Raw genomic sequence first — 25,880 nt, forward strand, 5'->3', positions numbered from 1 at the left:
AAGCGCGTGGCAGGCCGGCTGCACGGTGCAGCAGGTGTCGCAAGGCTGGTCGCGCGCCAAACGCGTGCTGGAGTTCGCGCACGACATGCCCGCCTCGCTACGTGCAACGCAGTGCAGCGATGTGGCGGTGTCTGACTCCCATGCACCTCGGGCCCCGCTTTGGGCTGTTGATGCAGGCTTGTTCTGCCGGCGGTGCCGGGTGGGTATGGCGTTTCCACTGCACTGAGCTCGCCACCGCACGACCGCGCGTGTGCCCCGCACCGCCCTCCTTCACCGCCAGCAGACCTCATGCCCGCAGATCTCGCCACTTCATCCGTCGACGCTTTCGTCGCCCCGTTGCTGCACTGGTTCGACGGCCACGGGCGTCACGATCTGCCCTGGCAACATCCACGGGCGCCGTATCGGGTCTGGCTGTCGGAAATCATGCTGCAGCAGACCCAGGTTGCCGTGGTCATTCCCTACTTCCAGAAGTTTGTCGCACGCTTCCCGACACTTGCCGATCTGGCGGCAGCCGACAACGACACGGTGATGGCCCACTGGGCAGGGCTGGGTTACTACGCACGCGCACGCAATCTGCATGCGGCCGCCAAGCAATGCGTCGCCTTGCACGATGGCGAGCTGCCGCGCGACCTCGATGCATTGCTCGCGCTGCCCGGCATCGGCCGCAGCACCGCCGGTGCGATCCTGAGCCAGGCGTGGAACGACCGTTTTCCCATCATGGATGGCAACGTCAAACGCGTCATGACGCGCTTCCACGGCATTGCCGGCTACCCCGGCCTGCCGGCCGTCGAAAAGCAGCTGTGGCAGCTGGCGGCAACGCATGTCGCGCATGTACCCGACGGCCGCCTGGCCGACTACACGCAGGCACAGATGGATTTCGGCGCCACGCTGTGCACACGCGCCAAACCGGCCTGCGTGCTGTGCCCGTTGCAGGATGCCTGCGTTGCCCGCCGCGAGGGCCTGGTGGAGGCGCTGCCCACGCCCAAACCGGGCAAGGTCCTGCCCGAGCGCGAAGCAACCGCCCTGCTGCTGGAAAACGCGCAAGGCCATGTCCTGCTGCAGCGCCGCCCACCCACCGGCATCTGGGCCTCGCTGTGGACGCTGCCGCAGGCCGACACCGACAGCGGCATGCGCGCCTGGTTCGCCACGCATCTCGATGGCGACTACGAGCGCGCCGACGAGATGGCGCCGATCGTGCACACCTTCAGCCATTACCGCCTGCATCTGCAGCCGTTGCGCCTGCGCAAGGTCGCACTGCGCGCGGCGGTGCGCGACAATGACGATCTGCGTTGGGTCGCCCGCGCCGATCTCGGCTCGCTGGGCTTGCCGGCGCCGATCCGCAAATTGCTCGACACGCTTTAAGCACGCCTCAAAGGAGTTCGCATGTCCCGCACCGTGTTCTGCCAGTACCAGCAATGCGATACCGACGGCCTGGATTTCGTGCCCTATCCCGGCGAACTCGGTCAGCGCATCTTCGCGCAGATCGGCAAGGGCGCGTGGCAGGCATGGCTTGCGCACCAGACCATGCTGATCAACGAAAACCGGCTATCGCCGCGCGACCCCAAGCATCGCGCCTTTCTCGAAGCCGAACTGCAGAAGTTCCTGTTCGAGCGCAATGCCGATAAGCCCGAGGGCTATGTGGCGCCACTTGGCGAGGAATAGTTGGCGCGCGGACTGGGATGTTGCGGGTGGGGGTCGGCAGCGAGGCAGCGAGTCGATCGCCGCAACGCGGGATCACGCATCCTGTGGCCAGGCCCCGGGAATAGGAAGTGGTGATTCACGATGACGAGCACTGGCCCATCCGGCATTGAGCCGCGCCCAATCGATGCGTTTATCACCGGGGCTGTCGACGCGCAGTGGCAAAAGGTCGCGATGGTCATTGCGAAAGCCCTCACCGACGAGCGGTTGAATCTGGCCGACGTCGCGGACGCGGCCGACCAGGTTGCGCAGCGCATTGCCGGCCTTGTTCGCGACGGTCGGCTCGAGGCTGCGGGCGATATGACCGACTGGCGACACGGCGAGGTGCGCCTTGCCACGCCTGCGCCACACGCACGCTGAAGCACCCGCCTTGACAACTGCGTCATGCAGCGCGCGGCTTCCAGCGCCCAAGCGCTGCTGACAACACGACTGCACTCACCGCCAGACGGCGCGCACTGCGCGCGGTGCGGCACGCACCCGGCGTTCTACGCACCGCCCACACTCACCTGACGACTGCTCGCCACGCCTTCTAAGCCGCGTCAGGTCACCAAGCCCGAGTTGCGGCACAGCTCATTCGCCCGCTGCGCTGCGCGCGTACCGAGCGGTTGAGCGCCTGCGTGCATTGCCGACCTGCGCTGGTGTGGCAGCGCGGAGGTCGAGATTCCGGTACGCGGCCGGCCACATCCTCCGCCCCTCACATTCTATTGCTACACATTATATTTTTAAGTAGATTGAATGGCATGCCGACCCATGCCACGCCTGCACTGCCACGTTTTCGCGCCGATCCTGCCAGCATGCAGCGCCTGCGCGCGTCGGCCGGGCGCGCCTGTGGCTTGCTCAAGGCCATGGCCAACGAGGATCGCCTGCTGTTGCTCTGCCAGCTGGCCCAGGGCGAGCGCAATGTCGGCGAACTGCAGGCAGCCACGGCCATCGCGCAGCCCACGCTGTCGCAGCAACTGGGCGTTCTGCGCGACGAAGGCCTGGTCAGTACCCGTCGCGCGGGCAAATACATCTATTACCAACTCGCCAGCGACGACGTGCTTGCGGTGATGCAGGCCCTGTATGCCAGCGTCTGCGGCACAGCGGAGCCAGACTGACATGGTTGTCGACTGGAGCAATTTCACCCCCTTGAGCGCAGTGGCCGGGGGCGGCCTGATTGGCCTTGCCGCCGCGTGGCTACTGGTGTTTGAAGGACGCATTGCCGGCGTCAGTGGCATCGTCGGCGGCTTGCTGCAGCGCCAGGGCCGCGATGAACGCAATTGGCGGGGCGCGTTCGTGCTCGGGTTGCTCGGTGCCGTGCCGCTGTGGGCCGTCGTGCGGCCGCTGCCTTCCATGCAGTCGCAAGCGACATGGTGGTGGTTGATCGGCGCAGGCTTGCTGGTGGGATTCGGTGCGCGCGTGGGCGGTGGCTGTACCAGCGGGCATGGGGTGTGCGGCATCGCGCGTGGCGCACGGCGCTCGCTGATCGCCACCGCCGTGTTCATGGGCGCGGCGATCGCCACCCATGCCCTGCTCGCCACGTTGCGGGGCGTCTGATGAATCGGGTTCTCAGCAGCGCGATCGCCGGGCTGATCTTCGGGATCGGCCTGTTGCTCTCAGGCATGGCCGATCCGGACAAAGTCCTGGGTTTTCTCAATGTCGCCGGCCGCTGGGACCCTTCGCTTGCGTTGGTCATGCTCGGCGCCATCGGCGTCGCGGCGCCTGCGTTCTGGTGGGCGCGGCGACGTGGTCGAACACTGCGTGGTGCATCGCTGCAGTTGCCCAGCCACCGGCAGATCGACGGCCCACTGCTATGGGGCAGCGCGCTGTTCGGCATCGGCTGGGGATTGGTGGGGCTGTGCCCGGCGCCGGCACTGCTGGGCGCGGCTGCACTGCAGCCGTCCAGTCTGGTGTTTGTGTTGGCGATGTTGATCGGCATGCGGGCTGCACCTGCTGTATCGACGGCGCGCCGAACCTGATCCGCCTCGCAGATCGCACCGCTAACCGCTGCAACTGCATCGCCGGTCATCGGCAGTGCAAACCACGGCCAAGCCTTGCGTGCATTCGCACACCCTCCAACGCAGGTTTACCGATGGTCGCGGGGTTTCCACGGTCACGCTGCGTGATCACTGCGGTCTTGCAGCAGCAGCCAATCGGCCACCCCGACCGCATCGGCGACGCTGCCGCAGCGCGGTAGCGTCACCGGGTACGAGGACGTCCTCAGCCCACGCCGGTCGGCCCATCCAGCAACATGCGGATGCGCTTGAGCAATTCCTTCTGCGTGTAGGGCTTGTTGACCACATCGAATTCCGCCCCGCCCACGTCGGTGCGCTGGATGCTGGCATCGGCATAACCGGTGGTGAGCAACACCTTGATCCTGGGCAGCAGGCGGCGCGCTTCGCGCGCGAGCACTACGCCGTTCATGCCGCCGGGCATGATCAGATCGGTGAACAACGCATCCACGTCCGGGTGCTGCTCGAGCAACTCGATCGCTTCGCGCCCACTGGCTGCGGAGAGGATGTGGTAACCGGCGTTTTCCAGGAACATCCTGGCCACCACCGCCACGTCCTGTTTGTCTTCCACCACCAGGATGGTTTCGTTGCCGCCCTTGTCGATGGCACGGCTCTTGACGGCCTGCAGGTCGTTTTCGAACTCGCTGGATGCCGGGAAATACAGCCGCACCGTGGTGCCTTCGCCCATTTCGCTGTAGATGCGCACGGTGCCGCCGGACTGTTTGACGAAGCCGTACACCATCGACAGCCCCAGTCCCGTGCCCTGCCCCTCGTCCTTGGTGGTAAAGAACGGCTCCATGACGCGGCTGGCGACCTCCGGCGGCATGCCCGAACCGGTGTCGCTGACGGCAATGCTCACATAGCGGCCCGGCGCCAGCTGGTGATGCATGGCCAGATCGTGGCTGGTGATTTCCACATTCTGGGTCTGCACCGTCACTTCCTTGCGCTCGGATTGCGCCATCGCATCGCGTGCATTGATCAGCACGTTCAACAGCGCCACTTCGGCCTGGGTGGTGTCGATCTGACAGTTCCACAGCCCCTCTTCCAGCGACTGCCGCAGGCTGATGCCGCCCCCGAGCGCGCGCTCGGCCATGTTGTTCATGCCCGACACCAGGCCATTGAGATTGACCACCCGGCCCCGCAATTTCTGCTTGCGCGAAAACGCCAGCAATTGCTGCGTCAGGGTGGCCGCCTTTGCCGCAGCGGTTGCGGCATGTTCGGCGCTGAAGGCGATGCGCTCGGCGTTTTTGGCGGCATCGCCGGTGACCATCATCTGGATCACTTCCAGATGACCGGACATCACCTGCAGCAGATTGTTGAAATCGTGCGCGATGCCGCCGGTCAACTGCCCCAGCGCTTCCATCTTCTGCGCCTGACGCAGGGCGTCCTCGGCATCGCGGCGACGGCTTACGTCCAGCTGCGAACCGAAGAAGTAGACCAAGTTGCCTTGCTCGTCGAACACCGGCGAGACGAACAGCGCGTTCCAGAACGACGAACCATCCTTGCGGTAATTCAGCACCTCGGTGGCAAATTCGCGGCGTTGTTCGATGGACTCGCGCACGTCCTGCACGCTGGCCGGATCGGTATCCGGGCCCTGCAGAAAACGGCAGTTGTTGCCGATGATCTCATCGGCCGAATACCCGGTCATTTCCAGGAACGCACGGTTGGCGAACACGATCGGGTTATCGGGCAGGTGCGGGTCGGTGACCGTCATCGGCATCCGCGTGGTTTCCACCGCGGCAAAAAAGATATCCGAGCGATGCTTCTCCACAGGCAGGCTGCGAGATTCGCTGATATGAGGCGCCCGTAGCTCTCCGTGACGGGTATCGTTCAAGTGATGTTCTCCGCGGGGCCATTCCCGTGATGACAGTTTAGTTGGGTCCGGTGAGCTAATCCCTCACATCGATGAGCCTTTCCAGTACGGCTGCGCGCGCCAATGCAACCAAATGCAGCCCTCCCGCGTAGCGGCGCATTGCGGGCAACGCAGCTGCTTAACGCAACACGTCGGTGCCGCCAGGCACCTGCGTGCGCCCACGCTGCTTTGCCGTAGCATGCCCATGCAGTTCGCAGCTCCTGCGCCGTCGTCCCGCCGTGTCGGATGCGTCGCGCGCGCCTTCTCCCACGCCGGCGTGCGCGCCAGGCGACCAGGCGACGCCACCATGCCGGGCTATCAGACCCAGATCCACGAGCTGACCTTCGGGCAGCAGACCTACGTCATCCGCGCGTTGACGGACAAGCAGCAATTTGCCGACCCCGACGACGCAGCCGCCGACGCCGGCATTTCCTCGGCGCAGTGGAGCCTGTTCGGCCAGGTGTGGCCGGCAGGCCGGTTGCTGGCCGAAGCGATGGCGACGCGACAGGTGGAAGGCCGGCGCATTCTCGAGCTCGGCTGCGGCCTGGGTTTGGCGAGCCTGGTCTTGCGCAAACGCGGCGCCGACGTGGTGGCCAGCGATCACCACCCGCTGGCAGAGGTGTTTCTGGCGTACAACGCCGCGCTGAACGCGCTGGATTCGGTGCCGTACCGCCGACTCGACTGGGACGCGGGCGCCTCGAACATGGGCCAGTTCGACATGATCATCGCCAGCGACGTGCTCTACGAAACCCGCCACGCCACCATGCTGGCCAAGCTGATCCCGGGGCTGGCCAGGCCCTCGTGCGAGATCGTGGTGAGCGACCCTGGCCGCGGCAACGCCAACGCGCTTTCGCGCATGCTGGCCGATATCGGGTTCTCGCTGATCGCCGGCGAACGCCAGGCCTCGGCACAGGTGGCCAAGGCCCCGCGCCTGTTCGTCTATCGCCGCAAGATGGACAACTGGTGACCGGCAGGCGGCCGAGGGCACCGCCTCAGGGCGCAGGCGTGTAGTCGGACAACAGCACCGGCTTGCGCGGATCGGCCTTCATCTCCTTGTGCTCGCTCAGGCGCAGCGCATCGGCGTCGGGTGTGTCGTCGGTATTCAGTTCCCAGGCCTCGATCACGCGCTTGTGGAACAGGAATGCACGGCGCGTGCGGTCGTAGCGGAAGGTGATGTAGTCGGTCCAGTGCTGGCCGCAGGCCACTCCATTTTGCACGGTGAAGTAGGCGCCCTTGGCCACCAGGCCTTGTTCGTCATCCAGAAACGGATCGCACTGGCCGCCCTCGTCGGCCTTGAAGATCACCCGCGTATTGCGTGCAGCTTCGACAACGCCACCGTCTGCGGTCGCAACCAGAACCACCAAGGTCCGCGCCGGCGCCGCGCGGCCATCCGCACGCAGCGTCTGTTCTGCGGATGCACGCAACGCGACCACATAATCCTGCCGGCCGTCGCCAGTGAGATCTGCGCTGGCAACACGCATCACCGACTGCCCGGCAGGCAATACTTTGGCAGCACCTGCAGGCAGCGTGGCGGCGCCAGCTGGCAGCGCCATTGCCATTGCCGCCGTCCACCACCAGCATCGCATTGTCATGGCCGTTCCCTCATCTGGTCTGCGTCGAGCGCGCAAGCATAGCCGGCCATGCTTGCAGTCGCGCGATGCCTGCGGTTCGACCACACGCTCGATGACGATGCCTACCTGGACACCGCTCAGGAGCGGACAGTAACGCCCACCCTCCCAACGACCGACGGCGACCACCACTGCACGACAGCGTTCAGTCGCGTCTTGTAAGACCCGCTCAGTGGAAGCCTTCGACATCGTGCGCCAGAGGTCACCGTGCCGTATAGCACCCCATCACCACGCAACAGCGCCTTATCATCGACGCAGGCAAAGCCGCGCTGCAGGCGCGCCAAGCTCGCATCGCCCGACCGGGCAACAGCCCTGCACCGCACTTTTTGGAGCTCCATGAAACGATTCTTCGCCTGTCTCGTACTGGCCACATGCTGCCTTTGCGCCACAGCGTCGGCCGAAGAGCTCGGCGCGTATCTGCGTACCCACTATCCCTCGTTGAGCTATGTCGAGCGCTACCGCGCCACGCATCCGGAAGACGCGCTGGGCAGCGCTGACGCATGGGCGGCAGGCGCCAGACTTGCGCCCGAAACCACAGCAAGCGATGTCTCGCGGCGCCTTGTCGGCCTTGCGGATCAGCACGTCGCGCTCGCCGGGGCCAAGGCGGGCAAGACTGAGACCTTGGGCGTTCTGTTCAGAACCTCAAGCGATGGTCACATGATCGTGTGGCGCATCCTCGATGCGCGCATCACCGGCCTCGCGCAAGGCGACAAGGTTCTGCAGATCAACGGAATACCCACGGCGGCATGGCTGAAAAGTGCGGCCGACCTGACGTTCGGCGGCAACGCGCGCGCGCGGCAAGCCGAAGCTGCCCTGTCGCTCGCACTCGGCACCCCAGCAGCGCATCAGGTGGCCGGCGCCGGCAAGACGGTAGCACTGCGCGTGCAGAGGTTTGCGCAGGCGCCGCGCCAGGTTGCGCTGCATTATCAGCCCATGACCCAGGAGCTTGCGCGCACGCTGGCATCGGCGGTCGACATGCCCGATCTGCCGGAGGTTGCGCAAATCGGCAACACCAGGGTGGGAAGCATTCGCCTGGGCGCGTTTGCGCCGCAGTACAACGCCACGTTCACTCAGGCGGCGGAAGCCAGGGAGACCGCAGCGCCGCAGACCAACGACCCGGACGCCCCCATGCTGGCCGGGTTTTGTGCGGTAACCCGGGAGCTGATCGGTCGCTACGATGCCATTGCCGCACGCTCGGATGTCATGCTGATCGACTTGCGCGGAAACATGGGCGGGTTCGCACGCGAAGTGCGCGGATTTTCCTGGGCGCTCACCGGACGCAAGCCGGTGAAGACTTACGAGATGCGCGCGTCGGGAATGCCGGGAAGCGTGCGCCTGGAAGCGCTGCAGGACGATGCCAGCTGCGGTAGCGTCGCTTCGCACAAGCCGCTCATCGTGCTGGTGGATGCAGGTACCCGATCGGCCGGTGAATTGCTGGCCACCTACCTCTGGGCCAGCGGCGCCACGATCATGGGCGAGCGCACCATCGGTGCCGGAGGCGGTCGGGATTCGGAAAGCCAGGGTGTTGCGTTGGGCGATTCCGGATATCGCGCGCTTGTCAGCGAAAATTTTTATGTTTTCGATCCGACGGAAGACCTGCGCGTTGGCGAGATGGACGAAGCGACGCTCGTTGATCGCGTGGCCGCAGACGGTTTTCGCCCGAGCCGAACGCACCCGTTCGCTACCCAGTCCATCGGCGTCGTGCCTGATGTGCCGCTTGCGATCGATGCGGCTGACTTGAACGATGGCGGTCATGGCCTCTTGCTGCGCGGTCTGGTCGCCGCCGGATTGACCAAGTGATTCTCCGCCGCTCCAACGCAGGTCTGTGCGTACATACGCGCTGATCGCGATCATGCAGCGTTGTATCGTTCGACGGATGCAGACACTCCACAGGCCATGGCAAGGCAATCGCGCGGCTACAACTGCCCAGCGGCCGCCAGGGCCTTGCTGCCTGCGCTCTTGGCGCGGTCGTCCTGGCGAGGTTGCGATCGCGTACAGGCAAGCGGGCATGTTGCAACCCAGCCATGCAGAAGCGCGCAGACCAGTCAATCAACCACTGCGTGACGTAAACCAGAATGCATTCCGTCGCCAGCACGAACAACGCCTGCGCGCGGCGTTTCAGCATCTCAAACGGTGGCCTGACCACTGCCGGTGCGATGGCGCTGGAGGAACCCGGCGCATCCGACCCAGGCCCGTGTCAGCGCGACCGGCATACCTGGGCAACACCGCACCGCCAAGGCTGATGGCCGCGCGCAACTCATGCTCGCGCTGGCGCGTCGGCCACGACAGCCACCGCATCCTGCACAACGAACTGGAAACGCAACTGCATTGCGTGGTGCTGCTCTAGCGGAACGCCAAGCGACGAACTGCAGCGACGGCTGGGGTACATCGACGTACTGCCCGAAAATGCGCTACTGCCCATCCAGCTCGCAGGCGCGGTACTCCTTCGGGTCGAGAAAATCCGCCAGACAGGACCCCACCCGCAATGCTTGTTCGCGCGCATCGCCACGATAGTCGCCCTCGCCCGCCCCTTCGATGGTGGCGATCGGTGCCGCGCGATCGCGGTGATAGACGAATGCGGTCGACAACCAGCGCGTCTGCCCGGGCGCCTGGCTTTCCATCGTCTCCACGCGGAACTCGCCGCAATACCCGTGGATCAATGTGCGTCGAAGTGTCTTGTGCGTCATGCGCAAAGTATCGCCATGCAGAGTTGAAGATGACGTGGAAACAGGCGCCAACCGCCCTGCGCATCCATCGCGCCTGCCGCCGCACGACGCGTCAAAAGACACAAGAAACCCCTACCGGTATTCGCATCGTCTGGCGTCGAAACAGCCAGCAACCGGCGCAGCCAGCTGCCAGTGCTGGCAACCAGTACACAATCAATCAAATCGAGAGGAGGTGTTACCGTCATCAACAGCGCGAAGGAACAACCCACTTGCGCTGCAAGACTGAAAAAATGGTGGCCGAGGACGGAATCGAACCGCCGACACGGGGATTTTCAATCCCCTGCTCTACCAACTGAGCTACTCGGCCACTAACCCAACACTGCTGCCAGCGTTGCGAGGACGCGCATCATAGCGAGCAGGCGCAGTTTGGGCAAGCGTTGTGACGAACTTTGTTGCAGCATGGCGTCAGGACCTGCGTTTCCTGCGCCGGTTCACGCCGCGCGGCGGGAGCGATGGCCTAGCCTGCGCGCATCGACCGGAGATCGCCATGCGCCTGCCTCGCCTGCTGTTGTCGCTCCTCGTCCTGCTGCCGGCTGCTGCGTTTGCGCGGCAACCGGTGCGTGCGGTGACCCAGCTGGATATCTCGCGCTATGCCGGGCAATGGCACGAGATCGCGCATCTGCCGGTGTCGTTCCAGAAGAAGTGCCGCAGCGACATCACCGCCAGCTACACCTTGCGCGACGACGGCCTGATCGGCGTGCGCAACGGCTGCCGCACTGCCGATGGCAGCCTGGCTCAGGCCGACGGGGTGGCAAAACCGGTCGCCGGCCACGCCGGGCAATTGCAGGTGCGCTTTGCGCCGGAATGGTTGAGTTGGTTGCCGCTGGTCTGGGCGGACTACTGGGTGATCGCCCTCGACCCGGACTATCAGTGGGCGGTGGTCGGCGAGCCGGATCGTAAATACCTGTGGATCCTGTCGCGCTCGCCACAGATGCCGCGCGCGCAGCTCGATCAGCTCAAGGCACAGGCCACGCAGATGGGCTATGACCTGTCGCCACTGATCGTGGCAGCGCCCTTGCCGTGAATCCGGGCATCGGCTGACCGGCAGCGCAGCGTCCGCGCCGACGGCAAGGCAGCGTCCGTACTGCGTAGTATTCTTGGCGCCGCCTTACACCCGCCAAGGACCACTTACATGCGTGCCTATCGCCTTCTGATCGTGTCGCTGGCCTGCGGCCTGCTGTTGAGCGCCTGCGGTGGCGCGGTCCGCCGCGTGTCCGAGCCGGCGGCCAGCATCCAGCAGCTCACCGTGCGTGCCGACGGCTCCTGGTCGGTGGACTTGCGCCTGCAGAACTACAGCAGCATCCCGATGCAGTTCGAGCGCGTAGCGCTGGAGATCTCTGCCGGCGAAGAGCTGGCCGGCAAGCTCGACCAGGCGGTGGGGATGTCGATCGGCCCGGAAACCGCCGACGTGGTGACCGTCACCCTGCAGCCGACCTCCCTGGGCCGCATCACCGTCGCCGACGTGCTTGCCGGCGGCCGCTCGCTGCCGTACTCGCTCAAGGGTACGGTGTGGGCCACCCCGCAGGACAAGAAACAACGCGAGTTCGCGGTGCAATCGCGCAACACGCTCAGCCCCGCCCCCGGCCTCAACGGCGTGCTGCGCTGACGCGCACGCCTCCTGCACCCTCTTTGCAAGGATCCCGCATGAGCAGCTACACCGCCCCGCTGACCGATTTCCGCTTCGCCCTGCACGATGTGCTCGGCGCCGAAGCCTTGTTCGCCCGGCTCGGCTACGGCGACGCCAGCGCCGACATCATCGACGCCGTGCTTGAAGAAGCCGGCCGCTTCACCACCCAGGTGCTGGCACCGCTCAACAGCGTGGGTGATGAGATCGGCTGCGCCTTCGACAAGAGCACCCACGCGGTGACCACCCCGCCGGGGTTTCGTGCGGCCTACGACCAGTTCGTGGCAGGCGGCTGGAACGGCCTGACCGCCGAGCCGGAGTTCGGTGGCCAGGGCATGCCGCACACCCTGGGCGTGCCGCTGAGCGAAATGATCAACTCGGCCAACCTGGCGTGGGGCAACTTCCCGCTGCTCTCGCACGGCGCCAGCGAAGCGCTGCGCCAGCACGGCGAGGCCTGGCAGCAGGAAGCGTTCCTCAAGCCGCTGACCGACGGCCGCTGGACCGGCACCATGTGCCTGACCGAGCCGCATTGCGGCACCGACCTGGGTCTGCTCAAGACCCGCGCCGAGCCCAATGCCGACGGCAGCTACGCCATCACCGGCACCAAGATCTTCATCACCGCCGGCGAGCACGACCTCACCGACAACATCGTGCATCTGGTACTGGCCAAGTTGCCGGACGCGCCGGCCGGCGCCAAGGGCATCTCGCTGTTCGTCACCCCCAAGTTCAAGGTGGATCGCGACGGCAACATGGGCGAGCGCAACGCGCTGCATTGCGGCTCGATCGAGCACAAGATGGGCATCAAGGGCTCGGTGACCTGCGTGATGAACTTCGAAGGCGCGCAGGGCTACCTGGTCGGCAAGCCGCACAAGGGCCTGCAGGCGATGTTTACCATGATGAATACCGCGCGCCTGAGCGTGGGGCTGCAGGGCATCGGCCTGTCCGAGCGGGCGTATCAGAACGCCCTGCGCTACACCCGCGAGCGCCTGCAATCGCGCGCGCTCAGCGGCGCCAAATTCCCCGACAAGCCGGCCGACCCGATCATCGTGCACCCGGACGTGCGCCGCATGCTGCTGACCATCAAGTCGCTGACCGAAGGCAGCCGCCTGCTGGCGCTGCACGCGGCCAGCCTGGTCGACGTGGCGCACCGCGGCGCCAGCGAGCAGGAACGCGCCGATGCCGAGACCCTTGTGAGCTTCCTCACCCCGATCTCCAAGGCCTGCCAGACCGAATGGTCGATCGAAAACACCTACCACGCGCTGCAGTGCTTCGGCGGCCACGGCTACATCCGCGAATACGGAATGGAGCAGCTGGCCCGCGACGCGCGCATCACCACCATCTACGAAGGCACCACCGGCATCCAGGCGCTGGACCTGATCGGCCGCAAGACCGCCGCCAGCCAGGCCGCCGGACTCAAGCTGTTCCTGGCCAATGTGGAAACCTTCGCCAATGCACAGGAAGGCAACGTCGCGCTGGCCGAGTTCATCAAGCCCTTGCGCGACAAGTGCAGCGAATGGGCCATGTTGACCCGCGATGTGCTGGACCGCGCCGCACGCAATCCGGACGAACTGGGCGCCGCCAGCTACGACTATCTGTTCTATTCCGGCTACGTGGTGCTGGCGTACTGGTGGGCGCGCAGCGTGGCGGCGGCGGATGCCTCCACGCACAGCGAGGACTTCAAGCGCGCCAAACGCGAAACCGCACGTTTTTACTTCGCCCGCATCCTGCCGCGCACCTTGACCCACGCCGCCACCATCCGCAGCGGCGCGGCGCCGTTGATGACGCTGGAAGCGGAGCTGTTCGGCGGCGCCTGAGCAAGCGCCATCATCGCGGGCTGCCGCTGCCGTAGCAGCGGCCCTGGCCGCGACGAGGCGGTACCGATCAGCAAGGCGTCGCGCCCAGGTGCGCTCCTACGGATATACATCGCGGGATTCTTCCGCTTTCGTAGGAGCGGACCTGGCCGCGACGAGGCGGCGCCCGACCGGCAAGGCGTCGCGCCCGGGTGCGCTCCTACGGATATAAACATCGCGGGATTCTTCCGCTTTCGTAGGAGCGGCCCTGGCCGCGACGAGGCGGTACCGACCGGCAAGACCTCGCGCCCAGGTGCGCTCCTACGGATATACATCGCGGGATTCTTCCGCTTTCTTAGGAGCGGCCCTGGCCGCGACGGGGCGGTACCGACCGGCAAGACCTCGCGCCCAGGTGCGCTCCTACGGATATACATCGCGGGATTCTTCCGCTCTCGTAGGAGCGGACCTGGCCGCGACGAGGCGGTACCGACCAGCAAGACCTCGCGCCCCGGCGCGCCGCTACGGGTAAACAAGGCCTTTAGCGCGCCCGCAGACTGCTCACGCAGCACGGCGGCATCGCGGCCGAACCAGGCCTTGCTGACCGATTGATTGCAAGACACGCGCCAAAGCCGTTCGCTGCGATACACAAACTGTCAACGATCGGGTATAAGCTGTTTTCCCGATGGAGACAGACACGCACGTAGGTGATGTGATCGTCCCCGGAGGCATCCCTGCCCCGGTCGCGGGCAGCGCTGTCGCTGCGATCCAGCAACTTCCCACCTTGCGCCTGCTGTCTCTCGATGCGCACGGCCGCGTGCTGGACTGGATCAACTGGCAGGATGCCGCCTGCCTCTACGCGCGCGATGCGGTGTCCTGGACGCTGGGCGAGCCCTGCATGCAGATCCACGGCGGCATTTCGCGGCTCACAGGCGAGCGCAGCACACTGGAACTGCACCCGATCATCGCCGCACGCGGCCACGCCCGCTCGCGGGCGCTGGACCCCACCCCAACCCTCAGCAACACGGCGTTGTTCGCACGCGATTCGCAGCTGTGCATGTATTGCGGCCAGCACTTCAGCCGGCCGCACCTGACCCGCGACCATGTCATGCCGGTCTCCAAGGGCGGGCGCGACAGCTGGGAGAACGTGGTCACCGCCTGCTTCCAGTGCAACTCGCGCAAGGCCAACCGCACGCCGCAGCAGGCGCATATGCCGTTGCTGGCGGTGCCCTACCGGCCGAGCTGGATCGAGCACCTGATCCTGTCCAACCGCAACATCCTGTCCGATCAGATGGCCTTCCTGCGCGCACAGTTGCCCAAGCGTTCGAAGTTGTCGCTGTAAGGCTGCCTGGTGCGCGCACGCACAACGACGCAGCGAACGACTCGCGCAACGGCAGCCCCCTGCAGCTGATGGCTGCATGATCGGGCGAGCGCCTTGCGCGCCTGCAACCGATGTGGTCACCAGTCGATGACTCGCCTGACCCGGCTTGCCTTGCATTCCACCTGCGGCGTCTTCGCCGATTACGGCACAAAGCAGCCGCCGCCGCTTTGACCGACACCACGCACGCGCGCCTGAGCGCCCAACCCGCGAGTGATGCCAACGACGGCATCGGCACTCCCCACGATGTGCCGCCTGCGCAGTGCCCGATGCGCGGTCATGCCGTCTCCAGGGTGCGGCAGATTGCCGCAGCCCCCGGCAACGCCCGCGCAGGCCAGCAGCGACGGCACGTCCGACCCTCACCGCCCGCTGACAGCTGAACCGGTTTGCTTGCCGGGCCTTCGCATGGGGAGGACAATATGGCTTCAGAACATTGACACGATGATGATCGACTCCACCCGCTACCCGCGTCTGTCCCGCATCCAGACCCCCGACGACCTGCGCAGCTTCGACGAAGCCGAGCTTGCGGCAATCGCCGAGGAGCTGCGTGCCTATCTCATCGAATCGGTCGGCAAGAGCGGCGGGCACTTCGCAGCCGGCCTGGGCGTGATCGAACTCACCGTCGCCCTGCACTACCTGTATCAGACCCCGGTCGATCAGCTGGTGTGGGACGTCGGCCATCAAACCTATCCGCACAAGATCCTCACCGGTCGGCGCGACCAGATCCACACGGTCAAGCAGAAAGACGGCGTGGCGCCGTTTCCCAAGCGCGAAGAAAGCATCTACGACACCTTCGGCGTGGGCCATTCGTCCACCTCGATCTCGGCCGCACTCGGCATGGCAATCGCCGCGCAGCGCAACGGCGACGACCGCAAGGTGGTCGCGGTGATCGGCGATGGCGCGATGACTGCGGGCATGGTCTACGAGGCGCTCAACCACGCCGGCGGCATGGACCCGGAGCCGAACCTGCTGGTGATCCTCAACGACAACCGCATGTCGATCTCCGAAGCGGTCGGCGGGCTGACCAAGATGCTGGGCCGCGCCAGCGGCAGCCGCACCCTCAACGCCATTCGCGAGGGTGGCAAGAAGATCCTCGGCGACAAGAAGAACAACCCCACCGCGCGCTTCGTGCGGCGCTGGGAAGAACACTGGAAAGGCATGTTCGTGCCGTCCACGCTGTTCGAGGAAATGGGCTTTCACTACACCGGCCCGATCGACGGCCATGACCTGCCCGGCCTGGTCGGCGCGCTCAAGACGCTGAAGACTCTCAAGGGTCCGCAGCTGCTGCACGTCATCACCACCAAGGGCAAGGGCTACGAGCTGGCCGAAGGCGACCAGATCGGTTATCACGCCGTCGGCCCGTTCGACCCCAGCAAGGGCCTGGTGGCCAAGACCGGTGCCAAGAAGCCGACCTACACCGATGTCTTCAGCGACTGGGTCTGCGACATGGCCGCCGCCGAGCCCAGGCTGCTGGTGATCACCCCGGCCATGCGCGAAGGCTCGGGCCTGGTGCGTTTCAGCAAGGAATACCCGCAGCGCTACTTCGATGTGGCGATCGCCGAGCAGCACGCGGTGACGTTGGCAGCCGGCATGGCGACCCAGGGCGCCAAGCCCGTGGTGGCGATCTATTCCACCTTCCTGCAACGCGGCTACGACCAGCTGGTGCACGACGTGGCGGTGCAGAAGCTCGACGTGCTGTTCGCGATCGACCGCGGCGGCGTGGTCGGCCCGGATGGCGCCACCCACGCCGGCAACCTGGACCTGAGCTTCCTGCGCTGCGTCCCGCACATGGTGGTGATGGCACCGGCCGACGAAGCCGAATGCCGTCAGATGCTGAGCACCGGCGTGCATTATCAAGGTCCGGCTGCGGTGCGCTATCCGCGCGGCACCGGCCCCGGCGCTGCACTGGACACCACTCTGACCACGCTGCCGATCGGCAAGGCGCAGTTGCGACACGGCGGCACACGCATCGCACTGCTGGGTTTCGGCGCAAGCGTGGACGCCGCAGAAGCGGTCGGCCGCGAGCTCGGGCTGACCGTCGTCAACATGCGCTTCGTCAAACCGCTGGACAAGGCCATGCTGCTGGAACTGGCCAAAAGCCACGAAGGCTTCGTCACCATCGAAGACAACGTCGTTGCCGGTGGCGCCGGCTCGGGCGTAGCCGAACTGCTCAATGCCGAAGCCATCACCATGCCCATGCTGCACCTGGGCCTGCCGGACAGCTTCCAGCACCACGCCAGCCGCGAAGACCTGCTGGCCGAAGCCGGCATCGACCAGGCAGGCATCCGCGCCGCCGTGCTCAAGCGTTGGCCGCAACTGATGGCCGGCACCACCGCACCACGCAACGCCGCTGCTGGTTAAGCGCGGCGCCATCCACGCGACCGGGTTCGCCGGTCGATGGACACGCTGGGTCAGCGGGATTTCAGACGATCCAGACGCGCGACGCGCTCGCGCGGCGTCTTGATTCAATGACGACTGCTCGCTGCGCCTGACTCGCCACGCCGTGCGCGCGATCGGCCCTGCCTGCGCTGTGTCCTGTGTGCGCCAGGCGATCTCGATGGCATGCCTGCGCGGTGACGGGTATGCGCTGGCCCGCCGTGCAGGCGCAAGGCTGCCCGCAGGCCTACCCGACCCGGTCAATCAGCGACAGCACCAAGTGCCATGCCTTGCAGGCAGATCGCTACTCAGCAGCTGCGCCGTTGCGCATTGCAGCCGCAAATCAACGCACGCGATGCCTTACGACCGCGCTGGCAGGTCGCCGACGCTCGGCACAGTCCCCGTCCGCGCGAAGGTCTCCACCAGCCCCACGATGCGGGCTTGTGCGGCGATGTGCTGCAACTCCGCCTGCAGACGCAGCACATCCGACGATGCTCCCGCAGCCAGCGCCTCGCGCAGCACGTCCGGCAACGCACTCAGCCCACGCAGCCAGCGTGCAGCACCTGCGGCATGCAGACGCGCCGCGTGATCGAATTGATCGTAATCCAGCGGGTACACGATCGACGGCAGTCCAGCCGCCAGGCAGGCATACAGGATGCCGGCACCGCCGTGATGCACGACCAGCGCGTAACGATGCAGATGCTGCGCGTAATCCACATAGGGCAGGCGCTGATAATTGCCCTGCCCTGGCTGGTACGGCGCAGTCGTATCGCCATCGCTGAAATGAAAGATCACCTCGGGAAATTGCGGCGCCAGCGCGCGTAGCACGCCATCCATGCGCTGCTTGACCCATTGCAGATGCGTGCCCAGCGTGACCAGCACATGCCGATGGCCTGGAACGAATTCGGGTGCTGCCACCGTGGAAGGCGGCGTGCACAGCTGCGGCCCGACAAAGCGCAGCGCCGCCGGCCAGCGCTGCGCGAATTCGAAAGAAGGCAACCCCAACGCCAGAATGCACTGCGGCGAATACACCGCCTCGCTGCGATCGCTGCGGTATAGCGCCGGCAAGCCGCAGGCCCGCATCTGGCGCCGATAGCAGGCATGCAGGCTGCGCTTGAAGCCGCGTGTGAGCCGCCGCGCCAGCGCATGCCATGCACGCTGGTGGGCGCGGGTTGCAGGCAGCAACCCACCGAAATAAGCGGGTGGGCCGTCGGCGGTTTCGATCACGCAGGGCGACGGCATGCTGGTCCACCACGCGATCCCCATCGCCTGTGCCGTGAGCCCGGCGCTGGGCAGGGTGAAATCGGCGATCACCAGATCCGGCCGTCGTGCGTTCCAGCGCTCCTGCAGTGCGGTGCCCACGCGTTCCATCAGGCCGAGCGCATCGTGCAGCTGTCGGCGTAGACGCAGCGGGTGATGGCCCACCGCGTGCGGCGGGTTGGCGATCTCCAGCAACACGCGGTCGGCTTGCGCGTCCAGGACGCCTGCACCACGCAATCCACATGCCTGGATACGCGCCTGCGCAGCTGGCGTGCTGATCACGTGCACATCGTGATGCGGCGCGAGCTGCCGGGCGATGGCCAGAATCGGATGCAGATGCCCGCTGTACGGCGGGGCGACCAGATCAATGCGCATGCACCCTGCCCCGCAGCGTCTGCTGGATCGCGGCGACGAACGCCTGGCACTCGGACAGCACGTCCGCAGTGGTCAGATAATCCATATGCCCGCACGCCGGCGCCAGCTGCACCGGCCCGCGAAACAGCGCACGCGAAATCCAGTCGCTGCGCCCCTGCACGCTATGCAGATGCGCGAACGTGGCCGGCTCACGGCACACCGGGCCGTAGGCGAACACGGCCAGACGCGCGCGCAGGTTCTGCGGCAGCTGCAGCGCGGTGAGCACCTGCAACCCGCAACTGCCGGCCAGCAGCACCGTCATCGGCGCTTGCGCAAGCAAGGCCTGCACTCTCATGCGATCGCTGTGCGGCACGCGCGCACTACGCGCAGTCAGGTACTGGCGTGCGTTGGAAACACTGGCGCGCCACAGCGCAACGCGACGGTGCGGCGCCAGGTCGCTACGGTATGGGTAATTGCATGCAATCAACTGCCGGCCATCGCCGTGCAGCTGCTGCAGAAAATCGCGTTGCTGCGCGCTCAATGCACAGCTTGCCGGATCGCTCTGCCCGGTGAGAAAGGCGATCTGCATTGCCGGCGCGTCACTGCGCACGGAAGCGACCATCCGCCAAAACGCGGTAACGCCGCGTGCGCCAGGCGATGCTGCGTACGCAGGCCGCGTGCAGCAGGTGCAGTGGCTGCAGGCATTCGGTCAGGACCGACAGCACCGGCCGGTGGTGTACCGCACCGGTGCTGCGCCACTGCACCAAACACAGCAGCAGCGCGCGCAGCAGCAAGATCGTCGCCCCGCACGCGATGGACCAGCCACCGGGCTGCACGCAGATGCCGAGCAACAGGGCCACCAGCAACACCGGCGGCAACCCCTGCAGCACCGAGATGGCACCGGCAAGACCGCTGCGCTGACGGCGCAGCAGAATCAAGGCGAACAGCATCCAGCGGTGCATCTGACGGGCATAGCTGGGCAGATCCGGCATTGCGGTGCGCATCACCACCGGCGCCGTGGATTGCCACAGGCGCCCGCCGCGTTCGCGGACCAGCGTGGCAACCGCCAGATCGTCGGTCAGTTGCTCCAGCAATGCGGCAAAGCCGCCCCAGGTACGCAGTTGCGCCGTGCGCGCGGCGTAGCACATGCCATTGATGGTCAACGGCGCTGCGAACGGCAACCAGCCCAGATAGGTGAGCGCCGCATTGTTGTTGACGAACTGCGACAGCAGGCGGCCAGCGAAAGTGTCGCTGTCGCAGTAATAAGGCAACGCGGTCACCACGTCGGCGTGGCTCAGATCCTGCAACAGCTGCAACAGCGCCGGCTCGCTCAGCTGCGCATCGTCATCCAGGATCAGACAGATCGGCGCCTGCACCTGGGCCAGGGCGTATTCGAGCTTCCACGCCTTGGGATTGATGTTGGCTGGCGCCGCGGGCACCAGCACCCGCGTGATACGCACCTGCGGATACTGCATCACCAGCATGTCTGCGACCGCGTTCCCCGCCGCATCGTCCGCATCCAGCAGCCACCAGAACTGCGCGAACGGCAGCGCCTGCAGATTGGCCGCCAGCACGCCATGCAAATGCGCGTCACCACCAAGGATCGGCTGCAGGATCGCCACCTCGGCCGGGCTGCCGGCAAGAGCGCGTGCTGGCCGCGCGCGCGCCTCACGCATGACCCACAGCACAGCCGCCGACTTGCACAGCAGCAGGCTCAGGTACAGCGCTGCCAAAGTCAGCAGGGCTACGTCCACTGCGCCGCCTGCCAGCGCACGAAGGCCTCGATGCCCTCTTCCACGCCGACGCTGGGCGCCCCAAGATCGGCAAGCGTGCGTTGCGGGTTGAAGGTCTTGGAGTAGGCAAACGCACCGACGCCAAACCGCGTGATCGGCGGCTCGCCGCGCAACCGCAGCACACGATAAAGACCCTCCACCACGCTGGCCATGCGCAGCGCGGTGCCGATGCGCACCTGTCGGTGCGGCAACGGCAGCTGCAGGCGCGCCAGCACATCCAGCACCAACTGCTGCAGATCCACCGGCTGCGCATTGGTGAGGTTGTAGGCGCGCTGCAGCTGCGGTGCGGTGGCCGCGCGGTAGAGGTAATCGCAGAGCGTGTCGATATAGATCAGATCGCCGATCACCGGCCGGGTCTGGCCGACAAAGCGCGGCAACGCCCCCTTGCGCGCAGCGGCGATCACGCGCGGGAACAACACCGTATCGCCCGGCCCGAACACCGCGCGCGGGCGCAGCACCGATGCCTGACCTGGATAGCCCTCCAGCAAGGTCTCGCCGAGGTATTTGGTGCGTGCGTACATGTTGACGAAGTCCGGTCCGATGGGACTGTCTTCATCCAGATCGTATTGATGCGCCTCGCGGTAGAACACCGAGCTGGAAGACACATACAGCAAGCGAGGGCAGCCGTTGCGCAGGCAGAAATCGACGACATTGGCGGTGGCCTGCACGTTGTGCAGCTGGAACTGCGCACGGCTCCCCCACGGGGACGCCAATGCTGCCGCGTGGATGACCACATCCGGCCGCCAATCCAGCGAAAACGGCTGGCTCAGATCGATGCGGTGATAATTGGGCAATTCGCTGGCACGCCGCCCGATGCCGTGAATCTCCACGCCGGCTTGCCCCTGGAACCGGCGCAGGAACGCGCCGCCCACAAAACCGGATGCGCCGGTCACGAGAATACGCAGGCTCATCGCCACTCCGGTTGGTAACGGTCAAGACTGGGTTGGCAGTGCGAGGGCAGGATCGCCAGCTCCGGATGCGCCTGCGACAACCCGTGCAACTGCTGCACGGTGCGACGGAACGCGCTCCAATCGTGCATCAGCAAGCGGGTGGGCCACGCCGGCCACTGCAGCGTCGCCCAGGTGGCCGACGACCACACCGCATCTGCGCAGAGCAGCACCTCGCGGTCATGCTGGTCGCGTAACCACACGCCCATTTGCCCGGGGACGTGGCCGGGCAGCGGTACGGCGAGCACGCTGCCATCTTCGAACAGGTCGTACGCCGTGCCCAGGCCCTTCCAGGCGCCGATCAGCTCGCGCTGCGGCGCCTGCTCGGCAAAGTGCAGGCGTCGATCGAAATCCGCCGGAAGCAGTTGCGGCAGCAAGGCACGGCGCAATCCACCCAGGCGCGAGCAATTTCGCAGTTGCGCGTAGTCCGCACGCAGACAGCTGAAGCGCGCGTTCGGCAGGTCGCGCAGGCCGCCCACATGGTCGGCATGGAAATGCGAAATCAGGCACCAGCCGATCTCGTCCAGCTGCACGTCGCGACGTGCCAGCTGCGCGCGCAGGGTTTCATGCGCAGGCAGGGTCACCGGGGTGGTCCAGCGATACAGCCGCTCCGGCCAGGGATCGGTGGCCTGGAAAAAATGCGTGGCGTAGCCGGTGTCGTAGAGCATCGCTCCACGCTGCGGGTGCCGGATCAACACGCTCAACGCGGGAAATTCCACCGCATGCCAATGGCCGTCTGCACGCACCATGCGCTCGCAATGGCGGCAGTGGCCAACCCGCAACAGCTCGAGAGAAACGCGCACGCGCATCAGTAGCGCAACACCATGCCGCCGATCGCCAGACCGGCGCCGGTGCCGAGAAGCGCGAACACCTCGCCGCGGCGCAGTTGCCCATCGACGCAGGCGTGATGCAAGGCATGCGGGAGCGAAGCGGCCACCTGGTTGCCGGTGGCGTGCAGGATGCGCACAACCTGATCGCTGCGTAGCCCCAACGCCTGCACCACATGATCCAGGCCGCCGCCGGAAGCCTGATGCGGCACAAGGTAGCGCAGCTGCGCCGCGGTGAGGCCGGCATCGTGCAGCAAGTGTTCCCAGAACACCGGCAGATGGCGCGCCGCAAAGCGATAGGCGCTGCGCCCATCCATCCAGAACGCGCGCGACGCATCGGCTGCGCCGTGCTGGTCGTGCGCTGCGCGGGTACCGCCGCCGCGAATGCGGCACACGTCCGCGCCGTTGCCGTAGCTGGACAGGCGACTGGACAGCAATGCTGAGCCGTCATCGGCGCTGCTGCGCCCGACCACCACGGCCGCGGCACCATCGCCGAACAAACCGGCGGTGGCTGGTACGGCATCGTCCAGCCCGGCCGAGGCCACTTCGCTGGAGACGATCAACACGCGCCGATAGCGGCCCAGCGCCAGCGCATTGGCGGCCATGTCCAGCGCCACCAGGAAGCTCAGGCAGGTGGCATTGACATCGAATGCGGGAATGCCGGAATCGCCCAACCCCAATGCGCGCTGGATCAGCACCGCCTGGCAGGGAATCGGTTGCTCCATGACCGCACAGGCCGAGATCAGGCAGTCGATCTGGCTGCCGTCGATGCCGGCGTTGTCCAGTGCCTGGCGCGCCGCGGCCGCTCCCATCGACGATGCGGTTTCGCCCTCGCCCACGTAGTAGCGGGTGACAACACCCAGGCGTGCGGCCGTGGTGCCGGCCGGCAACTGCCAGCGCGCGTCCAGCTCGCCGGAGGTGACTTCGCGCGCCGGGACATGGCGTCCGGTGCCCAGGATGCGCAGCGGCAATGCGTTCAACACGGAGCTCTCGGCAAAGAAGGCGCGCAGGATACCTTGGCAGGAACGGCCGGCCTAACCCCAGCACGGACCGTCGCCCTGCTCGACCGCAGTGTCCTCCGGGCGGCGCGCGACATGGCTCCGGCGACCGGGCGCGGCAAGCACCGCTTCAAACGGCTGCAAGCACTGCACGATCCAAATCGCGAGCGACCGCGGCAGCCACTGGCGCGTGCAGACGTGGCTGGGACGCGTGCCGCCCCATGCGTCAGGCGATCAAGGCGCCTCCACCTCATAGCCGAGCGCCTGCAAGCGCGCCAGATAGCCGTCGGACGCGGTCAAGCGACTGATCGGCAGCACCGCGAAGGTGTTGCGATTGCGTTGCAGCGCAGTGGTGGCGATGCCGAGCCAATGCTCGCGCATGCGCCGCTCCAGATCGTCGATACCGCGCTTTCTGGCCGCTTCGGAACTGGCCATCGCACTCATGCACGCCGCCTGCGGATCTTCGCGCGGCAACTGGCGCAACGCCTCGATGTCGCCCACCGACCAGGCATTGGCGCGTTCGACCATGGTGGGGAGATCGCGCTCCACCGTCATCAGGATGCTGCGAAAGCAGGCAATGTCGTCCATGCCGCCGGCGCGAAACTCCTTGAGCGCCTGCCGCGGGTCGGTGATCTTGTAGTCCAGCGCGGTCGGCGTCGGCTTGATGCCTGCGCGCTTGGCGGCGCGCTCCACCACCGACCAGATCACCGGCGAGCGGGCCAGGCCCGACCGTTTCAACGCCGCCTGGTACAACTCGCCAGCGGCCAGGATCGGGCGCTTGCGCTCCACGCCGCGATCGTTGCCGATGTAGCGGGCCTTGGCCACGCTCCAGCGTGCGTAGAGATCGGGCGGCAGCACCTCGCGCAGTTCGCGGCCGTCGGCGTTCTTCATCGCCTTCATCGCCGACGGCAACAAGGTCAGCTTGCCGAAGAACCCCATATCGACATCGAGCTGTACGGTCGGCGCCATCAGTACCTGTTGGGACTGGCCGATGATGGTTTCCACTTCACTCGCCTGCCATTGCAGGCGCTTGGGCAACGGCGACTGCGTGCCCAGGATCCACAAGACATGCTCGCCCTTGCGGACCTTCCACAGGCCGGGCCCGGGCTGCACGCCGCGTACCACCATCGCTTCCAGATCCACTACCGGCGGTGGTACCGGCGCCGTCATCGGCGGCGCCGTTTCGCTGGCCGCCGCCAGCAGCGACACCAACATCAACCCCACGCCCCACCCCACTGCCCTGTGTCGCATCGTGCATCGCCCCCTGTGTGAGGCGGACATTACGTGAAGCCGGCACCCGCCGCGTTAGGGAAGCGTTGCGCTGGGGCAGGAGCGCATGACTGGCATCAGCGCGGGGCCAACGTGGCCAGATGCGCGGCCAACGGCGAAGCGGCATCGAGGAGCGCAAACCCTTCCCAGACGAAGCCCGGCGAGACCGTGCATCCCACCAGGGTGAAGTCGCCCAGCGAGCGTGCCGCCTGCCACTGTCCTGCGGGAACCACCTGCATCGGCTCGCCGCGTTCGGCCGCGTCCAGGATCAGCCGCTGCAGTTGCCCGCTGGCTTCGTCGTAGAGCAGCAACTCCAGGGCGTCGCCCTGCTGCCACTGCCAGGTTTCCTCGGCATCGACGCGATGCCAGGCGCTGCATTCGCCTGCGGCCAGCAGAAAACGGATGGCCGTCAGCGCCGGCCGGACGCGTCCATCGTCGATCACCTGACGGGCGGAGGCGTAGACGCGGCGGAAATGCCCGCCTTCCGGGTGCGGGGCCAGGTCGAGCGAGCGGATCAGGTCAGCGGCGGTCGGATGCATGCATGACATGCTAAGCCCGGAGGCCGCCGCGATGCATCAAGGCAGATGCTTGCCTGCGCGCAGACAGGTGCGGAAAAACACCAGCAAGTCCCAGCTATAGCGCTTGAGCAGGCGACGCGGCTCGTTGAGCAACCGGTACATCCACTCCATGTGCAGGCGGCGCACCCAGTCCGGCGCGCGCCGCGCCGTGCCGGACAGGAAGTCGAGCAGCGCACCGACGCCGAACACCAATGGGACACGCAGCGCGTGGCTGTGGTCCAGAATCCAGCGCTCCTGCAAGGGGTTGCCGAACGCCACCAGCAGCACATCGGCGCCGGAGCGGTTGATGCGCTCGGCAAGGCCGTCGCCGGCGGCGGCAAACTCTCCGTAGCCGTCGCACATGCCCACCACCTGCTGCCCCAACGTGCCGGTCAAGGTGGCAGCGGCGGTCTTGCCCACGCCGGGCCGTCCGCCAAGCAGGAAGAACTTGAGCGGTTGTGCGCTGTGGCGGCACAGATACGGAATCAGATCGGTGCCGTTGAGATTGCCGGCAAAGCGGCGGCCATGAATCAGCCGCGCCGCCAGATCCATCCCGATGCCGTCGTTGACGATGCGCACGCTGGGTTCGCGCATACGCATCCGCAACGCCTGACACTGCACCACGAAGTTGGTGTTGGCGAAGAACACCCGACGCGGCTGTTGCGCTGCCAGTGCGTGGAACAGATCCAGCGCGAAGGCTTCCTGGGTGGTGGACAACACCGGGAACCCGCCCAGCGGAATCACCACGCCCGGCGGTGTGTCGACAGCGGAGACGGTCGCTGTTTCGCTGTCCAAGTGCTGGCCCTGCATCATCG

The 25,880-nt window shown here is 66.3% G+C and carries 26 protein-coding genes and 1 tRNA gene; 14 read left to right on the plus strand and 13 right to left on the minus strand.

Features of this window, described 5'->3' with window-relative positions; all coding sequences use genetic code 11:
* Window positions 1–288: 288 nt before the first annotated feature.
* From mutY to FHY18_RS02745, 6 genes are all read left to right on the plus strand, one after another.
* On the plus strand, window positions 289–1,362 hold the full coding sequence (gene mutY, locus FHY18_RS02720) for an A/G-specific adenine glycosylase (protein WP_259150852.1): 1,074 nt from the start codon (window positions 289–291) through the stop codon (window positions 1,360–1,362).
* Between the two features lie 21 nt (window positions 1,363–1,383).
* Entirely contained in the window at window positions 1,384–1,662 is a 279-nt protein-coding gene (locus FHY18_RS02725) for an oxidative damage protection protein (RefSeq protein WP_259150854.1), read from the plus strand.
* A 120-nt stretch (window positions 1,663–1,782) separates the two neighbouring features.
* On the plus strand, window positions 1,783–2,058 hold the full coding sequence (locus tag FHY18_RS02730) for a DUF3658 domain-containing protein (RefSeq protein WP_259150856.1): 276 nt from the start codon (window positions 1,783–1,785) through the stop codon (window positions 2,056–2,058).
* A 380-nt stretch (window positions 2,059–2,438) separates the two neighbouring features.
* Window positions 2,439–2,795, plus strand: coding sequence for a metalloregulator ArsR/SmtB family transcription factor (locus tag FHY18_RS02735; protein WP_259150857.1), 357 nt, complete (start codon window positions 2,439–2,441; stop codon window positions 2,793–2,795).
* Between the two features lies 1 nt (window position 2,796).
* Window positions 2,797–3,234: a YeeE/YedE thiosulfate transporter family protein gene (locus FHY18_RS02740; RefSeq protein WP_259150858.1), complete on the plus strand. Its 438-nt coding sequence runs from the start codon at window positions 2,797–2,799 to the stop codon at window positions 3,232–3,234.
* The gene (locus tag FHY18_RS02745; protein WP_259150860.1) at window positions 3,234–3,656 is read left to right on the plus strand and encodes a DUF6691 family protein; all 423 of its coding nucleotides are present in this window, start codon (window positions 3,234–3,236) and stop codon (window positions 3,654–3,656) included. Before FHY18_RS02740 ends, FHY18_RS02745 begins: the two co-directional genes overlap by 1 nt.
* A gap of 241 nt (window positions 3,657–3,897) precedes the next feature.
* Here the strand turns inward: FHY18_RS02745 and FHY18_RS02750 are convergent, their stop codons facing one another.
* The gene (locus tag FHY18_RS02750) at window positions 3,898–5,523 is read right to left on the minus strand and encodes a hybrid sensor histidine kinase/response regulator (protein WP_259150861.1); all 1,626 of its coding nucleotides are present in this window, start codon (window positions 5,521–5,523) and stop codon (window positions 3,898–3,900) included.
* A 325-nt stretch (window positions 5,524–5,848) separates the two neighbouring features.
* Here FHY18_RS02750 and FHY18_RS02755 point away from each other — a divergent pair, with 325 nt between their 5' ends.
* Complete coding sequence (locus tag FHY18_RS02755; protein WP_259150862.1) at window positions 5,849–6,508, plus strand: methyltransferase domain-containing protein; 660 nt, start codon at window positions 5,849–5,851, stop codon at window positions 6,506–6,508.
* Window positions 6,509–6,533: 25 nt separating this feature from the next.
* Here the strand turns inward: FHY18_RS02755 and FHY18_RS02760 are convergent, their stop codons facing one another.
* Complete coding sequence (locus FHY18_RS02760; protein ID WP_259150866.1) at window positions 6,534–7,133, minus strand: hypothetical protein; 600 nt, start codon at window positions 7,131–7,133, stop codon at window positions 6,534–6,536.
* Between the two features lie 372 nt (window positions 7,134–7,505).
* Here FHY18_RS02760 and FHY18_RS02765 point away from each other — a divergent pair, with 372 nt between their 5' ends.
* Window positions 7,506–8,969 carry a S41 family peptidase gene (locus tag FHY18_RS02765; protein WP_259150868.1) on the plus strand — a complete coding sequence of 488 codons (1,464 nt, stop codon included), beginning with the start codon at window positions 7,506–7,508 and terminating at the stop codon, window positions 8,967–8,969.
* A 394-nt stretch (window positions 8,970–9,363) separates the two neighbouring features.
* Window positions 9,364–9,516: a hypothetical protein gene (locus FHY18_RS02770; protein ID WP_259150870.1), complete on the plus strand. Its 153-nt coding sequence runs from the start codon at window positions 9,364–9,366 to the stop codon at window positions 9,514–9,516.
* 64 nt (window positions 9,517–9,580) lie between these two features.
* On the opposite strand, the gene FHY18_RS02775 is transcribed toward FHY18_RS02770, so the two are convergent.
* Window positions 9,581–9,856: a hypothetical protein gene (locus FHY18_RS02775; RefSeq protein ID WP_259150871.1), complete on the minus strand. Its 276-nt coding sequence runs from the start codon at window positions 9,854–9,856 to the stop codon at window positions 9,581–9,583.
* A gap of 270 nt (window positions 9,857–10,126) precedes the next feature.
* Window positions 10,127–10,202 (minus strand) — tRNA-Phe (locus tag FHY18_RS02780).
* 180 nt (window positions 10,203–10,382) lie between these two features.
* On the opposite strand from FHY18_RS02780, the gene FHY18_RS02785 reads away from it, so the two are divergent.
* From FHY18_RS02785 to dxs, 5 genes are all read left to right on the plus strand, one after another.
* A complete protein-coding gene (locus FHY18_RS02785; RefSeq protein WP_259150872.1) occupies window positions 10,383–10,919 on the plus strand; it encodes a lipocalin family protein in 537 nt (178 codons plus the stop codon).
* Window positions 10,920–11,027: 108 nt separating this feature from the next.
* A complete protein-coding gene (locus FHY18_RS02790; protein WP_259150874.1) occupies window positions 11,028–11,501 on the plus strand; it encodes an LEA type 2 family protein in 474 nt (157 codons plus the stop codon).
* A gap of 38 nt (window positions 11,502–11,539) precedes the next feature.
* Window positions 11,540–13,333 carry an acyl-CoA dehydrogenase C-terminal domain-containing protein gene (locus tag FHY18_RS02795; RefSeq protein ID WP_259150876.1) on the plus strand — a complete coding sequence of 598 codons (1,794 nt, stop codon included), beginning with the start codon at window positions 11,540–11,542 and terminating at the stop codon, window positions 13,331–13,333.
* A 658-nt stretch (window positions 13,334–13,991) separates the two neighbouring features.
* Window positions 13,992–14,648 carry an HNH endonuclease gene (locus tag FHY18_RS02800; protein ID WP_259150877.1) on the plus strand — a complete coding sequence of 219 codons (657 nt, stop codon included), beginning with the start codon at window positions 13,992–13,994 and terminating at the stop codon, window positions 14,646–14,648.
* A 480-nt stretch (window positions 14,649–15,128) separates the two neighbouring features.
* Window positions 15,129–17,045, plus strand: a complete 1,917-nt coding sequence (gene dxs, locus FHY18_RS02805; RefSeq protein ID WP_259152465.1) for a 1-deoxy-D-xylulose-5-phosphate synthase — start codon at window positions 15,129–15,131, stop codon at window positions 17,043–17,045.
* Window positions 17,046–17,420: 375 nt separating this feature from the next.
* On the opposite strand, the gene FHY18_RS02810 is transcribed toward dxs, so the two are convergent.
* The 9 genes from FHY18_RS02810 to FHY18_RS02850 form a co-directional block, all read right to left on the minus strand.
* Window positions 17,421–18,695 carry a glycosyltransferase gene (locus tag FHY18_RS02810; protein ID WP_259150878.1) on the minus strand — a complete coding sequence of 425 codons (1,275 nt, stop codon included), beginning with the start codon at window positions 18,693–18,695 and terminating at the stop codon, window positions 17,421–17,423.
* Window positions 18,685–19,296: a hypothetical protein gene (locus FHY18_RS02815; RefSeq protein ID WP_259150879.1), complete on the minus strand. Its 612-nt coding sequence runs from the start codon at window positions 19,294–19,296 to the stop codon at window positions 18,685–18,687. The genes FHY18_RS02810 and FHY18_RS02815 overlap by 11 nt, the downstream gene beginning before the upstream one ends.
* Window positions 19,274–20,428 carry a glycosyltransferase gene (locus FHY18_RS02820; RefSeq protein WP_259150889.1) on the minus strand — a complete coding sequence of 385 codons (1,155 nt, stop codon included), beginning with the start codon at window positions 20,426–20,428 and terminating at the stop codon, window positions 19,274–19,276. Before FHY18_RS02820 ends, FHY18_RS02815 begins: the two co-directional genes overlap by 23 nt.
* Window positions 20,419–21,378: an NAD(P)-dependent oxidoreductase gene (locus FHY18_RS02825; protein ID WP_259150890.1), complete on the minus strand. Its 960-nt coding sequence runs from the start codon at window positions 21,376–21,378 to the stop codon at window positions 20,419–20,421. The genes FHY18_RS02820 and FHY18_RS02825 overlap by 10 nt, the downstream gene beginning before the upstream one ends.
* Window positions 21,375–22,223: an MBL fold metallo-hydrolase gene (locus tag FHY18_RS02830; protein WP_259150892.1), complete on the minus strand. Its 849-nt coding sequence runs from the start codon at window positions 22,221–22,223 to the stop codon at window positions 21,375–21,377. The genes FHY18_RS02825 and FHY18_RS02830 overlap by 4 nt, the downstream gene beginning before the upstream one ends.
* Window positions 22,223–23,254: a 3-oxoacyl-[acyl-carrier-protein] synthase III C-terminal domain-containing protein gene (locus FHY18_RS02835; protein WP_259152467.1), complete on the minus strand. Its 1,032-nt coding sequence runs from the start codon at window positions 23,252–23,254 to the stop codon at window positions 22,223–22,225. Before FHY18_RS02835 ends, FHY18_RS02830 begins: the two co-directional genes overlap by 1 nt.
* A 219-nt stretch (window positions 23,255–23,473) precedes the next feature.
* Window positions 23,474–24,490: a TraB/GumN family protein gene (locus FHY18_RS02840; RefSeq protein WP_259150893.1), complete on the minus strand. Its 1,017-nt coding sequence runs from the start codon at window positions 24,488–24,490 to the stop codon at window positions 23,474–23,476.
* Window positions 24,491–24,585: 95 nt separating this feature from the next.
* The gene (locus FHY18_RS02845; protein ID WP_259150895.1) at window positions 24,586–25,047 is read right to left on the minus strand and encodes a cupin domain-containing protein; all 462 of its coding nucleotides are present in this window, start codon (window positions 25,045–25,047) and stop codon (window positions 24,586–24,588) included.
* Window positions 25,048–25,083: 36 nt separating this feature from the next.
* Window positions 25,084–25,878 (minus strand): WecB/TagA/CpsF family glycosyltransferase, encoded by a 795-nt coding sequence (locus FHY18_RS02850; protein WP_259150899.1) that lies wholly within the window; start codon window positions 25,876–25,878, stop codon window positions 25,084–25,086.
* Between the last annotated feature and the right edge of the window lie 2 nt (window positions 25,879–25,880).

The organism is Xanthomonas sp. 3793 (assembly GCF_024806835.1).
Lineage (GTDB): Bacteria > Pseudomonadota > Gammaproteobacteria > Xanthomonadales > Xanthomonadaceae > Xanthomonas > Xanthomonas arboricola_F.

Excerpts from the sequence above, each read along its gene's own strand:
- FHY18_RS02730 (WP_259150856.1), top strand. The coding sequence starts at position 1,783 with ATGACGAGCACTGGCCCATCCGGCATTGAGCCGCGCCCAATCGATGCG.
- mutY (WP_259150852.1), top strand. The coding sequence starts at position 289 with ATGCCCGCAGATCTCGCCACTTCATCCGTCGACGCTTTCGTCGCCCCG.
- FHY18_RS02725 (WP_259150854.1), top strand. The coding sequence starts at position 1,384 with ATGTCCCGCACCGTGTTCTGCCAGTACCAGCAATGCGATACCGACGGC.
- FHY18_RS02810 (WP_259150878.1), bottom strand. The coding sequence starts at position 18,695 with ATGCGCATTGATCTGGTCGCCCCGCCGTACAGCGGGCATCTGCATCCG.
- dxs (WP_259152465.1), top strand. The coding sequence starts at position 15,129 with ATGATCGACTCCACCCGCTACCCGCGTCTGTCCCGCATCCAGACCCCC.
- FHY18_RS02760 (WP_259150866.1), bottom strand. The coding sequence starts at position 7,133 with ATGACAATGCGATGCTGGTGGTGGACGGCGGCAATGGCAATGGCGCTG.
- FHY18_RS02815 (WP_259150879.1), bottom strand. The coding sequence starts at position 19,296 with ATGGTCGCTTCCGTGCGCAGTGACGCGCCGGCAATGCAGATCGCCTTT.
- FHY18_RS02795 (WP_259150876.1), top strand. The coding sequence starts at position 11,540 with ATGAGCAGCTACACCGCCCCGCTGACCGATTTCCGCTTCGCCCTGCAC.
- FHY18_RS02825 (WP_259150890.1), bottom strand. The coding sequence starts at position 21,378 with ATGAGCCTGCGTATTCTCGTGACCGGCGCATCCGGTTTTGTGGGCGGC.
- FHY18_RS02800 (WP_259150877.1), top strand. The coding sequence starts at position 13,992 with ATGGAGACAGACACGCACGTAGGTGATGTGATCGTCCCCGGAGGCATC.
- FHY18_RS02840 (WP_259150893.1), bottom strand. The coding sequence starts at position 24,490 with ATGCGACACAGGGCAGTGGGGTGGGGCGTGGGGTTGATGTTGGTGTCG.
- FHY18_RS02785 (WP_259150872.1), top strand. The coding sequence starts at position 10,383 with ATGCGCCTGCCTCGCCTGCTGTTGTCGCTCCTCGTCCTGCTGCCGGCT.
- FHY18_RS02735 (WP_259150857.1), top strand. The coding sequence starts at position 2,439 with ATGCCGACCCATGCCACGCCTGCACTGCCACGTTTTCGCGCCGATCCT.
- FHY18_RS02775 (WP_259150871.1), bottom strand. The coding sequence starts at position 9,856 with ATGACGCACAAGACACTTCGACGCACATTGATCCACGGGTATTGCGGC.
- FHY18_RS02755 (WP_259150862.1), top strand. The coding sequence starts at position 5,849 with ATGCCGGGCTATCAGACCCAGATCCACGAGCTGACCTTCGGGCAGCAG.
- FHY18_RS02850 (WP_259150899.1), bottom strand. The coding sequence starts at position 25,878 with ATGATGCAGGGCCAGCACTTGGACAGCGAAACAGCGACCGTCTCCGCT.
- FHY18_RS02745 (WP_259150860.1), top strand. The coding sequence starts at position 3,234 with ATGAATCGGGTTCTCAGCAGCGCGATCGCCGGGCTGATCTTCGGGATC.
- FHY18_RS02830 (WP_259150892.1), bottom strand. The coding sequence starts at position 22,223 with ATGCGCGTGCGCGTTTCTCTCGAGCTGTTGCGGGTTGGCCACTGCCGC.
- FHY18_RS02740 (WP_259150858.1), top strand. The coding sequence starts at position 2,797 with ATGGTTGTCGACTGGAGCAATTTCACCCCCTTGAGCGCAGTGGCCGGG.
- FHY18_RS02765 (WP_259150868.1), top strand. The coding sequence starts at position 7,506 with ATGAAACGATTCTTCGCCTGTCTCGTACTGGCCACATGCTGCCTTTGC.
- FHY18_RS02790 (WP_259150874.1), top strand. The coding sequence starts at position 11,028 with ATGCGTGCCTATCGCCTTCTGATCGTGTCGCTGGCCTGCGGCCTGCTG.
- FHY18_RS02845 (WP_259150895.1), bottom strand. The coding sequence starts at position 25,047 with ATGCATCCGACCGCCGCTGACCTGATCCGCTCGCTCGACCTGGCCCCG.